Origin of the sequence: Psychrobacter nivimaris, from assembly GCF_009812035.1 — a bacterium.
GTDB classification, from domain to species: Bacteria; Pseudomonadota; Gammaproteobacteria; order Pseudomonadales; family Moraxellaceae; genus Psychrobacter; species Psychrobacter nivimaris.
The window spans coordinates 32682-46415 of record NZ_VZIZ01000015.1; the positions used below are offsets into that span (position 1 = coordinate 32682).

Consider the following 13734-nt stretch of genomic DNA (forward strand, 5'->3'; position numbering starts at 1 on the left):
TACGTTTTAAAAATTCATTATAGTAATCTTATTGCTTTAACTTTTATAAATTGGACAACCACCATGGATGACACTACAAATAATAATATGCTAGGACAAACTGATGAAGAAATCATCAATCATGAACAGTTCGAGGACATGCGTGACCTGCTCGAAGAAGACTTTGTTGATTTGATACAAGTATATTTTGCTGATAGTAAGCAAAGAGTTGCAGCGCTACGAATTGCTCATCAAAAAGACGATAACGCCAATGGCTTCGAAACTGCTCATGCTCTAAAAGGTGCCAGCGCCAACTTAGGTACGACTCAATTAGTCCGTCTTAGCAGCCATTTACAAGAATACTGCCGTGAGCGCCGTATCAATGAGCAAGCCGTCCTTATTGAAGAGATTGCCATTGCGTTACACCGTGCTGAACAAGAAATCAATCAGAGACTGGGACAATAATGAGTAACGACGCTTCATTAGCCGTATCATCACGCACAGTGAACGACTATCTTGATTGCTTACAAGTAGTTATGGTTAATACAACTTTGCCTGCTAATATTGGTTCGGCTGCCCGTGCGATGCATACCATGGGCTTATCTCGCTTAACGGTGGTCGACCCCAAATTACCGATTGACGAAACCAGTGTGTCTCATGCAGCGGGTGGCAATGAACTATTATCGTCAGCTTTGATTGCACCTACCTTAGAGTCTGCTATCTCAGGCTGTCAGTTGGTGTTTGCCGCTAGCAGTCGTAGCCGTCATATGCCGCGCCCTGTGGTGACACCTACGCAAGCCGCTAAGATTATGTTTGACTTTATCGATGCACAGGCAGCTTTAGGTGCAGACGATAGTAGTGTTGATACCTCATCTGCTACTTCTAGCAAACCAAATATTGCTATTCTATTTGGACGTGAAGACCGTGGATTGACCAATGAAGAATTGGCTTATGCCGATTATCATATTCAAATCGATGCCAATCCTGCTTACCCTGTGCTAAATGTCGCATCAGCGGTGCAAGTGATCGCCAGCTTTATTTTTGCTTATGCTCAAACGCACACTCAGACAGCTGATAGTTTAGATTCGGATACAAGCACAGACGCCCAATCAACAATCAATGTGAATTTGCGTCAGCAATGGGATGAGCCTGCTATTAATCAGCAGCAGCTGCAACAGCTCACTCAGCGCACCACTGACCTTATGGTGCAGCGAGGACTAGCAAATAGCGAACATCTAAAATCATTGCCATCACGCTTGTCTAGACTTGGGTCACGCCTACAGCTTGATCAAAAAGAATATCAGCTATTAAGCGCTTTGATTGCCAAACTATCAAAAGACTAAAACAAGCCATAGTTTATGAACTTGCCTTTGTTTGACAGCTTTTTACTATATTTTGCGGTATAAAGCTGTTATAACTTGCAGAAGCTTAGCGAAAATATATATTCCTGATTATCCGAACTTTATGACCACAGATTAGAGGCATCGCTGTTTTCGCAACGACACTCTACCGACGAATAGATAGGACGCTTTATGTCATTGCCATCCAAATTATTCAAATCACTTGTTACTATCAAGAATGATTTGAAAGAAGATATTGATGCAGTATTCACCCGAGACCCTGCAGCGCGTAATAGTCTGGAAGTGATCCTAACTTATCCGGGCATACATGCTCTTGTTTTGCATCGCGGTGCACACTGCCTTTGGAACAATGAACAGAAACTAGCCGCTCGCGTGATCTCTTACGGCTCGCGCATCATGACGGGTATCGAGATTCACCCTGCTGCCAAGATTGGTAGACGCTTTTTTATCGATCATGGTGTTGGCGTCGTCATCGGTGAGACTGCTGAGATTGGTAACGACGTGACGCTATACCATGGTGTTACTTTGGGCGGTGTGTCTTGGAATAATGGCAAGCGTCACCCAACGCTAGAAGACGGTGTAACGGTCGGTGCTGGTGCAAAAGTTTTGGGACCATTTACAGTCGGTAAAAACGCTAAAATCGGCTCAAATGCAGTGGTGGTCAAACCGGTACCAGCAGGTGCAACGATGGTCGGTAGTGCGGCTCGTATGATCTCAGATCATCACGATGAAAAAGGCAACCCGCTTACGACTAAGGTACAAGATGCCAAGCAGCAAGAGAAAATTGCGAAAGCAGGTGACAGCAGCGAAGATCAAACAGCTGATACCACCCCTACCGCGAAACGTACCAATACCTTCCGCGCTTATGGTATCGATCCCTATTCGCAAGACCCTGTCGCAGAAGCATTTGCTAAAATGCTTGAGCACATTCAGCAATCAGAGAATCGCCTAGATCAATTGCAGTCAGCAATGTGCGATATCGACCCTAGCTTCTGCAAGAAAAAATACGATAAGCTGTGTCTAGAGGATTTAGATGTGATTGGTCGTGCTGATATCAATGACGTAGATAATGAGAAAAATCGCTAAGACAGTCGTTAAATGTAGGCAGTACTATTGCCGTATAGACTGATAACAAATGCTTATATAGATTTTAGTGAAGAAACAATGAAATTAAAGCAGGATTGGATAGAATCTACCATGTCCGCATACATGGTAGATTCTATCCAATCCTGCTTAACTCTCTAGAAAATGTCAATCTTGCGAGTCGTTGCTTTTCATCTCAGAGTAAGCTGCACGAGCTAGTAGCGCGTGATAAAAGATATCTTTTATTGACTGTGACATAGTGAGCCTTCTTAATTTTAAAGTTAGTTACTTGTTAGCTTGAATATTGAAGAGTGATTTTCTTGGAATTAGGGTTTTGTCTTTTGAAACATATCTTTCTGTTTGAATGTCGCCAGTACCAAATTGTGCTAAGTAATTTGACCCCCAAAACCAAGTATCACCTAGAGTTGATATAAACTCGTTACCATTGCCTTCAACATACTGAGAAACCCTAATATTACTCATCACTTGGTGGTGTTCTAAAAAGTATGCTGGCGATAAAAGTCAATACGAAATCTATGCTAAGTTCTCTGATTCTATAAGGCTTTCAAGGCTTCAAAAATTGTTCAAATTTTAATCAGCATACTTTTTGACACACCACCCATCACTTTAATAGGTCTAGAAATATTGCTTCGATTTGAGGACATCTTTCCTTCAAAGGTATACATACCCCAAATATATAAATCTCCATTATCCGTATTGGCAGAGTATGAATTCATTTTTACCACTTTACTAAGTCCATCAACCTTTTTAGGCTTGAGGCTATTTTGAAGCGTTCCTTGAGCTGTCCATCCACCACTACCATCGCCCCAACTCCATAAAGAACCATCTTCTAGCAGTGCAAAATTTCCGAACCCATATGAGAAATCAACTACTTTTCTAGGAACATTTACCTTCTCAAGTCCAAATAGATCTTTTTTGTGTTTGAAATTTTGATACCCTGAATTATCTTCAAACCGTCCTAAATCTTTTGGATAAAAACCTGTCGTATACATTTCACCTTTGTCATTAAGTGCGAAAATCGTACTAATGCTACCTTGTACTTTCACTATGTTCATATCATTGAACATAGTGATTTTACATATCCTAAACTCGTTACATTCGCTAGGATAATCATTCTTATTTCCTAAAATATAAACGCTTCCATCTTGTGTTAAAAATATCGAAGCAAACTCACCAGCAGCGCTATCTACAACATTCTCAATCCCTTTAATCTGTCTTAATTCTTCAATAAAGATGTCACCATCACTAGGGTCTATCTCTCCATGAGAGTTACTACCCCAACCCCACACTGTGCCATCTTTTCGTAGTAGTAACATATGACCAGCACCTGACACAGCCACCGCATCATTGACACCCTCGACTTGCCTAGGCGTTGGATCTTGTCCTGTCTTAGTATCACGCAATAAACCGTCTGTACCCCATGTCCAAAGCGTACCATCGTCTTTTATTCCTGCACTCCATGAGCTGGTCATCGCAAGGCGCTTAGGTTCAATGTTAATCTCAAGTGGGGTTTCTAACGGCTCGTCTGGCATATTTGCCACAGGGTATTTGTCTTCGGTAAGAGGTTGAAGATGCTCGGAAGGCGTTTTATCGCAGGCAGGTAAAGTAGATATAATGATTATTGCTACTAAACTCTTGATTATTTTTCTATTCAAAAAGTTCATTGGTTTTTGCATAGGTAGTAGTATCTTGAAGATTACATCGTCACTTATACTAACAACTGCTTAGATAATCGCATAGTTTTTATTAGATTTTTGTCTAGGAAAATGATGGGATGAGGCAGAGTGAATGCTAAATAGCGATAGTTTTAGATGAAAAGATATAATTGTGATTAAGATACGGCCACTTACTAGCCAAATTAGAGCTTGGTTAAAATTAATTCCCTGACTCCCGCTTCCTCATGCGCTTTAAACGGATAACGATCTGCCATTACTATCCAATCAGACATTGATTTAAATATCGAATCTTTGCTTAGGCTATTTTCTATATTAGCCAATTTAATCATCAAAATATCAATATCCATTGTCACTCGCCGTACTTGATTCGGCTTAGTCTGTCGACATCTATGACAATCTCCTTCAAGCGTTTTGAAGGTTTGCTGTAGTTGCTGCAGGCTTATCGGTGTGATCAATGTTAGATGTACACACTGATTGGTATAATCAGGCTTTGGTAATTGGGTAGTCGCAGTAAAATCAGGATTTTGAAAATCCGTAGACAATCGCACCTCACCTAGCGCTGCTAATCGCTGCCTAGCAAGCGGTAGATACTTGTCAGCTTGGTAATTACTACCTAGCGCTAACACTACCTCTACCACGGGCTGCGCTTGCACAGTCTCAGGTTCGCATTGTGTTAGCGTTGCCAAATTCAAATCCACTGACGTTTTATGCATCATCAGCTTGGCTGACGTTAACTTCTTTGGCATCTTCTTTAGTAGCTAGCTCGTCGGTTGATGCTGGCGCATAGCGCGTTATTTGCACCCCTACCGCATCAGCTTGAGCAATAGCGGTAGGCTTAGCAATGCTCAACGTTATTTTTTGACAGTCATATTTTGCAAATATCTTATCAGAGATCTGACCAGCCAAATGCTCAAGCAGCTTTGCTTGAATCTCTTTGCACCACTCGCTCACATCATCGCAGACTTCTTTATAACTCAGAGCATCGCTGACATCATCTGACACAGCAGCATGGCTAATGTCAGTCTCAAGCGCGATATCAATGAGTAATGGCTGAGTAATGGCTCGCTCCCAATCAAACACACCGATTACTGCATCGACTTTTAGACCTTTTATAAATACAACATCAGACTGAGTATGAAACATCCTGTCATCCTTGTTTGCTAATTTTTTTCGTGTTTTTAATGTTTACTTAACCGATTGTAGCGCTTCTTCACGTAGGCGCGCCGCTTTTAACACTTTACTTGGACGATGGCGCCACAGGTCGATGCTAAATAATAACAGACCTAACCAAATCAGACCAAATACCGCCAGACGATGCAAATCGAACGGTTCTTTATAATAGAACACCGCCAAAAAGAAAATGAAGGTCGGCGTCAGATAATTCATAAAGCTCAGAATACTGTATGCCACGAGCTTGGTAGATTTATTGAATAATAAAAGTGGTATTAGCGTAATCGGACCTGCGATCATAAGCAGCCAAATGTTTGAGCTAAACCAAAAGCTCAGTTGGTGGCTTGCCACATCAGACTGCCAAAACCACCACAGACATAAAGGTACTAGCATTGCAGTCTCGACAAACATGGCATCGACAGCAGTCAATGGCGTTTGTCGTTGAATCGTCCCGTAAGTACTAAAACTGAACGCCAAAATCAACGATATCCACGGCAGACTGCCAAGCATCACCACTTGAATGACCACAGACAATAATGCAAAGCCAATGGCTACCCATTGCAAAGGACGCAAACGCTCTTTGAATAGAATCATGGATAGCGCAACGCCAACCAATGGTCCGATAAAGTAACCCAAACTGGCCTCAAGGATACGGTCTTGATTGACCGCCCATACATAGGTCAGCCAGTTGGTTGCGATAATCACACTGGACAATAGAGATAGTGCAATCCATCTTGGGTTTTGCTTGAGCGTTTCTATCCACCCCCAGCGTTTGGTAGCCACTAACACAATCAGTAGGCAACAAAACGTCCAAACGATACGGTGACCAATGATCTCCGTCGCATCATAATCAGATAGCTGTTTGAAGTATAGCGGAAATCCACCCCAAATAAAGAACGCGATAAGGGCAGTAATAATGCCGCGTCTGGTTGTGGTGATTGGGGCAACGGGTTTTTTGATGACATTTTGGGTAGTCATAATATAGGACAACTTTTTAGAGCAAAGCGCACTCTCACCTAATTCTAATTATTATTGTCAATCGAATTGTGAGAGTGCAGGGTTACTACAGTGAGATTATAAGGTAAAAAGCAATGTACTCATACCAATAGTGACATGAGTACATTGCTAACGATGTTAGATTAAATTTTTAAGAGTTAATGGTAGCTTAGCGACTTACTCAGCACCAGTATCCACTTGGATAGACATACCGATTTGGTTGGCAAGTTCAGCAAATCCTGGGAAGCTGGTATTAACCGTTTCAACCCCTTCAATGGTGATTTGCTGGGATGCACGCAGACTGGCAACAGAGAAGCTCATTGCAATACGGTGATCATGATGCGAGACAATATGACCACCACCAAAGACAGGTTGGTCATTGTTGACTTCACCGCTTTCAGTAGCGGCGCCTTTGCCTTCGATAATCAGACCATCATCAGTTACAGTACAATCAATACCAAGTGTATGTAGCCCTTCTGCCATCACAGCGATACGGTCCGATTCTTTGACACGCAGCTCTTTGGCACCAGTCAATACCGTCCGACCTTGTGCACAGCTAGCCGCAATAAACAGCACAGGGAACTCATCAATCGCCAGTGGTACGAGATGCTCTGGTATCTCAATACCGACTAGGTTTGAGCTGCGAATCGTAATATCAGCAACTGGCTCGCCGCCCACGTGTGTCTCATTGCTTAGGCTAATATCTGCATTCATTAATTTTAGAATATTAATGACGCCAGTACGCGTAGGGTTGATACCTACTTGGGTCAAGGTCAGCTCGCTATTTTGACTGATGGCCGCTGCCACCATAAAAAACGCTGCAGATGAGATATCAGCAGGAACCGCGATATCGCCGCCTGTTAGTGTGCCACCACCGGTGACACTGATGCGATTGCCTTCTACGGTTACCGGGTAACCAAAGGCCGATAGCATACGCTCAGTATGGTCACGGCTAATCTCAGGCTGTGTGACCGTTGTCGTACCCTCGGCCCATAGACCTGCTAATAGCAAGCAAGACTTTACCTGAGCTGAAGCAACTGGCATGTCATACTCAGTACCTTGTAATGGCTTGCCAACTGTATCACGACCAGTGATACTGAGCGGCGCAGTACCACTATGACCAGTGCTTTGGATGACGGCACCCATAGACCGTAGCGGTGCCGCCACGCGCTCCATCGGGCGTTTATTCAAGCTAGTATCACCTGTCAGCACGCTATCAAATGATTGCGCTGCCAAGATACCAGATAGCAGACGCATACTGGTGCCAGAGTTACCCATGTATAAAGGGGTTTTACTAGGTTTTAAACCATTCATACCGACGCCATGAATGGTCAAATTGCCATTATCAGGGCCTTCGATAGTCACACCCATGTCACGGAATGCTTGTAGCGTTGCTAGCGCATCTTCCCCTTCCAAAAACCCAGTCACATTTGTCACGCCTGTGGCAAGACTGCCGAGCATAATGCTGCGATGCGAGATAGATTTGTCACCAGGAATCGCGATGGTGCCAGAAACAGTATTGCTAGGGGTAATATTATAAGAAGCTGACATAGCAGAAGTATCCGTATAAGGGGTGCTGGCTAACATATGGCCGAAATGTCGCCGTGCGGCTTGCGCGCGGCCCAAAAGTCCCATCAGGGCAGTTGAATCTTGATCAATGATAAGCTGGCGCATCGTCTGTAAATAGACACCATACTCATCAAGGGCGCTGACAATCGCGCTTTGGTTGGCAAAAAATATATCATGCCACATTTTAGGGTCACTGGCAGCGATACGCGTAAAGTCGCGGAATCCACCAGCGGCATAACGAAACATATCTAAATTGTCATCATGGCTTGCCAATTGCTCAACCAAATTAAAGGCAAGCAGGTGTGGCAAATGGCTGGTGTGCGCTAATATGCGGTCATGGTGCTCAGCATCCATTGACATGACATTTGCGCCTACTGATTCCCACAATAGTCGCAACTTTGCAATAGCAGTTGCACTGGTTGTCGGTAGCTCGCAAATAATGACGCTATGATTGACAAATAAACTGGCGCGGCGAGCATGATACCCTGAATTTTCAGCCCCAGCAATTGGATGCGCTGGCACTAATCCTATCGGCAGCGAACCGAACACTGCTTTAGCGGCATCAATGATATTGACTTTAGTACTACAGACATCCGTCATGATGCAATCACTGGCAAGCTGTCCGTTATCCATCGCTTGCTTGATATCAACAAACACTGCTTGAACTGCCTGTACTGGCACTGCAATAATGATTAAATCACTGCCAGCGATGATGTCCTGTAAGTTTGCACTACCTGCATCTAGCAGACCATGCTCAATAGCTTCTATGATACTTGGTGCATGTCTATCGACTGCTACCAAACGCTCACTTAAGCCATTGTCTTTAATGGCTTGCGCAAAACTGGCACCAATCAGCCCAAGTCCAATCACACAAACTTGTTTAAATATAGGTGGCGTAGTATTTAGAGACGATTGAAGTTTATTATTTTTCTGACTACTCACGGCTTTTCTCGTTGGACACACTAAGACATAGATAGAGCCAGTCTTAGTGTTATAAATTTTAATGGCTAATTAAGAACAATTTTTAAATTACAAAGCACTTATGGATGCGCTTAGTCTTCAGTCAAAATAGAACGCAAAGTATCAATCAAACGCAGATTATCTTCAGCCACACCTACTGTGATACGCAGCCAGTTAGGTAATCCATAAGCATCCAACGGACGGACAATAACGCCTTGTTCAAGTAGCGCCTGATGGATAGAAGCAGCGGTTATATCTTCCATCTCAACCTGCACTTCGACCATAATAAAATTGGCATGCGACTTCACAAAACCCAATCCTAGCGCGTCAAACTGCTTTTCTAACCAACGCATTTGCTCATCGTTTATCAGACGAGTTTTTTCGATAAAGTCTTGATCGGCAAGTGCAGCAGCAGCAGCAGCCAAACTGACACGGCTGACGTTAAATGGCTGACGAATACGGTTCAATAAATCCGCCACTGCCACCGAGCTTAGAGCATAACCGACGCGTAAACCTGCCAGCCCATAAGCTTTAGAAAAAGTGCGCACAATAATGACATTATCGAACTCATCCAATAGTGCGCGGTTGTTGCTCTCAGGACTATACTCGATATAAGCTTCATCTAGTACCACCAAGACTGAGCTTGGTACACTGGCAACGAACTGGCGCAGCTCTTTTTGCTCTAGCTGCGTACCCGTTGGATTGTTCGGGTTGGCAATAAAGACGATTTTGGTATTCGGATTATCTTGTACCGCTTGGCTCATGGCTTTTAGATTATGGCCGAAGCGCTGAGCAGGCACTTCAATGCCCGTGGCACCTTGCATCTTCGCTAGCATAGGATAAACCACAAAAGCATACTGGCTATAGACGATGGCATCATCAGCACCCACAAAGCTGCGTGCTAAAATATCGAGCAAATCATCAGAGCCATTACCCAAGGTAATTTGATTGGCATTGACATCGTTAAAGTCAGCCAGCGCTTGCTTTAGATAGTAGCCATTGCCATCAGGATAGCGCGACAATTGCCCTAGCTGCTCAGTCACTGCTAGCGTCACTCGTGGTGAGCATCCCATTGGATTCTCATTGCTGGCAAGCTTCACCACATCTGAGATACCGTATTCGCGTGTCAACTCTTCAATTGGCTTGCCCGTTTGATAAGGCGCCAATGCCAAAATACTGTCATAAGCTGGCGTTAACGGCGATAGATCTGACGCGGTCAATTGAGTCGTCTGCATGGTTTATCCTTAGATGGTGTCTGTAAATGCTTTTTTTAATGCTATCTGCAAAAGCTAAGACCCATCTATTATGTATGAATACCAGTGAGTAAACCTATAGTTGTCTATAGGTAGTCGTCTATAAGACAGCTTTTGGATATGAGCCCAATATGCGCAAATCTTTGACCAATGGACGAATATCATCGATGGCAGCGCTAACGTTTGGATCATTAACATGACCATTCATATCGATAAAGAATACGTATGCCCATTTGTTAGGACGCTCAGGGCGCGTCTCAATACTGGTCATCGATACGCCATGATATGACAAAGGTTTTAATATTTCGATCAGTGCGCCTGCTTTGTCGTGAGCTGAGACGACGATAGAAGTTTTGTCTTGGCCAGATGGTGCAATCGCTTCATGACCGATAATAAGGAAGCGTGTGGTGTTACTTGGATTGTCTTCAATATTTGAGTAGAGCTTATGTAAGCCATACTCTGCAACAGCGACGTCACCTGCAATCGCAGCTGAATGCCATTCGTTTTTGAGGCGGCGAGCAGCTTCACCATTACTTGATACAGCAACGCGCTCAACATTAGGGAAGTTTACATCTAGCCAATGACGGCACTGAGCAAGCGACTGCTGATGCGAATAAATACGGCTCAAGCCATCAATCTTAGTATGCTCAGCAACCAAGAAGTTTTGATGAATTGGCAATTCAACTTCGCCAATGATTTTCAAGGTAGAAGACAAGAAACCATCTAGAGTATGGTTGACTACGCCTTCTGAAGAGTTCTCGACAGGAACCACGCCATACATCGCTGTACCCGCTTCGACTTCGCGGAACACATCAGTAATGGTTGTCATTGGCACAGTATCAGCGGCTTTACCAAAGTGCTTGAGCGCAGCGGCATGCGTAAAGGTGCCGACAGGGCCCAAGAAGGAAATACGCTGCGGCGCTTCTAAATCCAAGCATACTGACATGATTTCACGAAACAAGCGCGCCATTTTTTCATCAGCAATGGGACCTGCATTACGCTCCATGACAGCTTTTAGTACCTGTGCTTCACGTTCAGGGCGGTAAAAGATAGGATTGCTATTGTCATCAGCAGCGGTATGATTTTTCTTTACCATGGCTACTTGCTGAGCCAACTTTGCACGGTTGTTGATTAACGTTTGGATCTCACAGTCTACTGCGTCAATATTTTGGCGAATATTGTCTAAAAACTCTTTTTCAGTTGCGGTATCGCTAGCGCCTGTAGTGGTTTGATTTAGATTATCCATTGTTTGCTCTGGTGACTGCTCGCTCATTACCGCCCATCCTTTTTAGATTTTATCGCTGTTAGATATTACTATTATTTAAATATTGCTATTACATTGCTATAACTTAGGTAGCTCTATTGCCAAATCTGACTGTTTGCTGTTTTTAGTTAAAGGCTGATGATAGAAACTATGTTCAAAATCAACCTCAAAACAGTCTATCAAAAACACCTTATATTGCTAGTGCCATTTGGCGTTAATGCTATATTAGGGCGTGTTGAACATTCAAATGTGGTGCTGGCAGTGACTATTTTTTAGACAATATGCAGTGAAATTTTTGACGCCTAGTCATTCTAGGTTAAACAATTTCGCCATATATTGGCAGAAAATAGTACTGCCCTGAAAGGCTGATGCTAAAATCACCCCAAACGTCGTTACAAGCCTAGTTAAGGTCTCGACATTATCGTCGGCTTGCGCCTAGTTTGGTGCAATTTTAGCGATCAGCAGCCCTAATATTTGAATGTTCAACACGCCCTTACTGCCAAATACAGCAGCTTGATACATAGCCGGCTCTACTATAGCAAAAACTAAGGTCAGTGCCCATGCGTAAATGCGTATAAATATACCAACTGTTATTAATATTAGCACAGCTGAGCCAGATAACAGTGACGCATAGCATAACTATGAGGCAACACCTGCCCAAAACTGTGTTACAGTTCCAGTTCAGCTCCCTACCCTGTTATATATAAGAGGAGCATCATGTGATTAATAAGAAAAAGGATACCTGATGAGCGCATTACAACAGCTACGCACTATGACTACGATTGTTGCTGATACTGGTGACCTTGCCGCTATTGCCCGTTTAAAACCTATCGATGCAACCACCAACCCAAGCCTTATTACCAAGGCTCTGATTCATCCTGATAACCAAGGTATGCTGTCAGAGACCATGAGTCGTCACAATGGTGACGTGGATGCCGTGATCGATGCGCTGACCATTCAGGTTGGCTGCGATATTTTAGAGCTGATTGAAGGCCGAGTCTCTACCGAAGTGGACGCTCGCTTATCTTATGATACTCAAGCGACGATAGATAAGGCACTGGCCTTTATGGATGCTTATCAAAAAGCAGGCGTCGATTCAGAGCGAGTATTGATCAAAATGGCGGCAACTTGGCAAGGTATTGAGGCAGCACGCTATCTTGAGACTCAAAATATCCACTGTAACCTGACCTTACTATTTGGACAACACCAAGCGATTGCCTGTGCAGATGCTGGCGTGACCCTGATATCACCTTTCGTTGGCCGTATTTTAGATTGGCAAAAACGCCAACAAAGCCGTCAAAACGTACCGGCTTCTGATGACATGGGCGTACAGTCAGTCAAGCTCATTTATCAGTATTACAAACAGCACGGTTACCAGACACAAGTAATGGGCGCTAGTTTCCGCTCTACCGAGCAAATTTTGGCATTGGCAGGCTGTGACTTATTGACTATAGCTCCCAACCTCATTGATGAATTAGCAGCCATGGATACCGAGGTAACCCGCCAACTGTCTCCGAGTATGTCGATGGATATGAAAGCGATGACTCAAGTAAGCTTAACGCACGAAGAGTTTAGTGCTGCGTATCAGCAAGACAAGGTTACACAGGACTTATTACCTAAGGGTATTGACGGTTTTATCGGGGCGCGTGACGAGCTGGCTAAGACATTAGCAGCCATTCGCGGACAATAATAGCCACACGACAGAGGACGACTGATACTGGGCTGGCACAAAAGATATTTGCCTACTAATAGTAAGTTGGCTATCATTACCTACTTCAAATGACAAGAAGCAAGGCTTATATGAAACGGCTATCAATATTATTGGCAGGCAGTGCTTTAGCGATCAGCGCCCAGGCAGTCAACTGGGTAAAGGTGTCCGAGAGCGGCTCTGGATCAGTTTTTAGTATAGATTTGGATTCTATTGAAAGCTCTGATATCAGTATCATAGATGAAAAAGACGTCGAAAATATCACGGTATCTATCCTTAGAACCTATTCTAAAGACAAAGATACTAAATCCGATGACTCGAAGGAAGAAAAAAGCAATATTGACCATAGTGAGCAACAACTACTCATTTCATGTAAAGACGCCAGTTACTATAGACGAGCCTTTGTTAACTACGATGCTGAAGGCAAAGTAACCAAGTCATGGCAGTCAGAAAAACCAATATTGACCACAAAAGATTTTAAAGTCACCACACCAAAGACAGTTGGTCGTACGGTGATAGAGCAGTCTTGTAAAGACTACGAACAAGACGAAGAGCAATAAATATAGCCTACTTAACACAATACTAAAAAACATTAACGCAGTATAAAAAAGCGCCCTGACATAGTATCAGGGCGCTTTTTTATTTGGAGAATCGTTTAGCTATATCGACAATACAACGTGTCTAGTAGTCAAAG

The 13734-nt window shown here is 43.5% G+C and carries 12 protein-coding genes; 5 read left to right on the forward strand and 7 right to left on the reverse strand.

The features are described from left to right. Positions 1 to 63 precede the first annotated feature (63 nt). The 3 genes from FQV37_RS06735 (at position 64) to cysE (ending at position 2426) form a co-directional block, all read left to right on the forward strand. On the forward strand, positions 64 to 444 hold the full coding sequence (locus FQV37_RS06735) for an Hpt domain-containing protein (RefSeq protein ID WP_160021831.1): 381 nt from the start codon (positions 64 to 66) through the stop codon (positions 442 to 444). Then, positions 444 to 1322, forward strand: coding sequence for an RNA methyltransferase (locus tag FQV37_RS06740; protein WP_160021833.1), 879 nt, complete (start codon positions 444 to 446; stop codon positions 1320 to 1322). Before FQV37_RS06735 ends, FQV37_RS06740 begins: the two co-directional genes overlap by 1 nt. 189 nt (positions 1323 to 1511) lie before the next feature. After that, positions 1512 to 2426, forward strand: coding sequence for a serine O-acetyltransferase (gene cysE / locus FQV37_RS06745; protein ID WP_160021835.1), 915 nt, complete (start codon positions 1512 to 1514; stop codon positions 2424 to 2426). Between the two features lie 581 nt (positions 2427 to 3007). Here the strand turns inward: cysE and FQV37_RS06750 are convergent. From FQV37_RS06750 to pheA, 7 genes are all read right to left on the reverse strand, one after another. Then, entirely contained in the window at positions 3008 to 4120 is a 1113-nt protein-coding gene (locus tag FQV37_RS06750; protein ID WP_160021837.1) for an RCC1 domain-containing protein, read from the reverse strand. Between the two features lie 182 nt (positions 4121 to 4302). Further along, a complete protein-coding gene (locus tag FQV37_RS06755) occupies positions 4303 to 4866 on the reverse strand; it encodes a 2-amino-4-hydroxy-6-hydroxymethyldihydropteridine diphosphokinase (RefSeq protein ID WP_240990971.1) in 564 nt (187 codons plus the stop codon). Beyond that, positions 4826 to 5263, reverse strand: a complete 438-nt coding sequence (gene folB / locus FQV37_RS06760; RefSeq protein ID WP_160021839.1) for a dihydroneopterin aldolase — start codon at positions 5261 to 5263, stop codon at positions 4826 to 4828. Before folB ends, FQV37_RS06755 begins: the two co-directional genes overlap by 41 nt. A 42-nt stretch (positions 5264 to 5305) precedes the next feature. Then, positions 5306 to 6268, reverse strand: a complete 963-nt coding sequence (rarD, locus tag FQV37_RS06765) for an EamA family transporter RarD (protein ID WP_160021841.1) — start codon at positions 6266 to 6268, stop codon at positions 5306 to 5308. A gap of 195 nt (positions 6269 to 6463) precedes the next feature. Then, the gene (locus tag FQV37_RS06770; RefSeq protein WP_160021843.1) at positions 6464 to 8797 is read right to left on the reverse strand and encodes a bifunctional prephenate dehydrogenase/3-phosphoshikimate 1-carboxyvinyltransferase; all 2334 of its coding nucleotides are present in this window, start codon (positions 8795 to 8797) and stop codon (positions 6464 to 6466) included. 110 nt (positions 8798 to 8907) lie between these two features. After that, complete coding sequence (hisC, locus tag FQV37_RS06775) at positions 8908 to 10050, reverse strand: histidinol-phosphate transaminase (protein ID WP_160021845.1); 1143 nt, start codon at positions 10048 to 10050, stop codon at positions 8908 to 8910. A 118-nt stretch (positions 10051 to 10168) separates the two neighbouring features. Then, entirely contained in the window at positions 10169 to 11341 is a 1173-nt protein-coding gene (pheA, locus tag FQV37_RS06780; protein ID WP_160021847.1) for a prephenate dehydratase, read from the reverse strand. A 736-nt stretch (positions 11342 to 12077) separates the two neighbouring features. Here pheA and FQV37_RS06785 point away from each other — a divergent pair. Both FQV37_RS06785 and FQV37_RS06790 read left to right on the forward strand, forming a co-directional pair. Continuing rightward, on the forward strand, positions 12078 to 13022 hold the full coding sequence (locus FQV37_RS06785; protein ID WP_160021849.1) for a transaldolase: 945 nt from the start codon (positions 12078 to 12080) through the stop codon (positions 13020 to 13022). A 110-nt stretch (positions 13023 to 13132) separates the two neighbouring features. Then, complete coding sequence (locus tag FQV37_RS06790) at positions 13133 to 13600, forward strand: hypothetical protein (RefSeq protein WP_160021851.1); 468 nt, start codon at positions 13133 to 13135, stop codon at positions 13598 to 13600. Positions 13601 to 13734 lie beyond the last annotated feature (134 nt).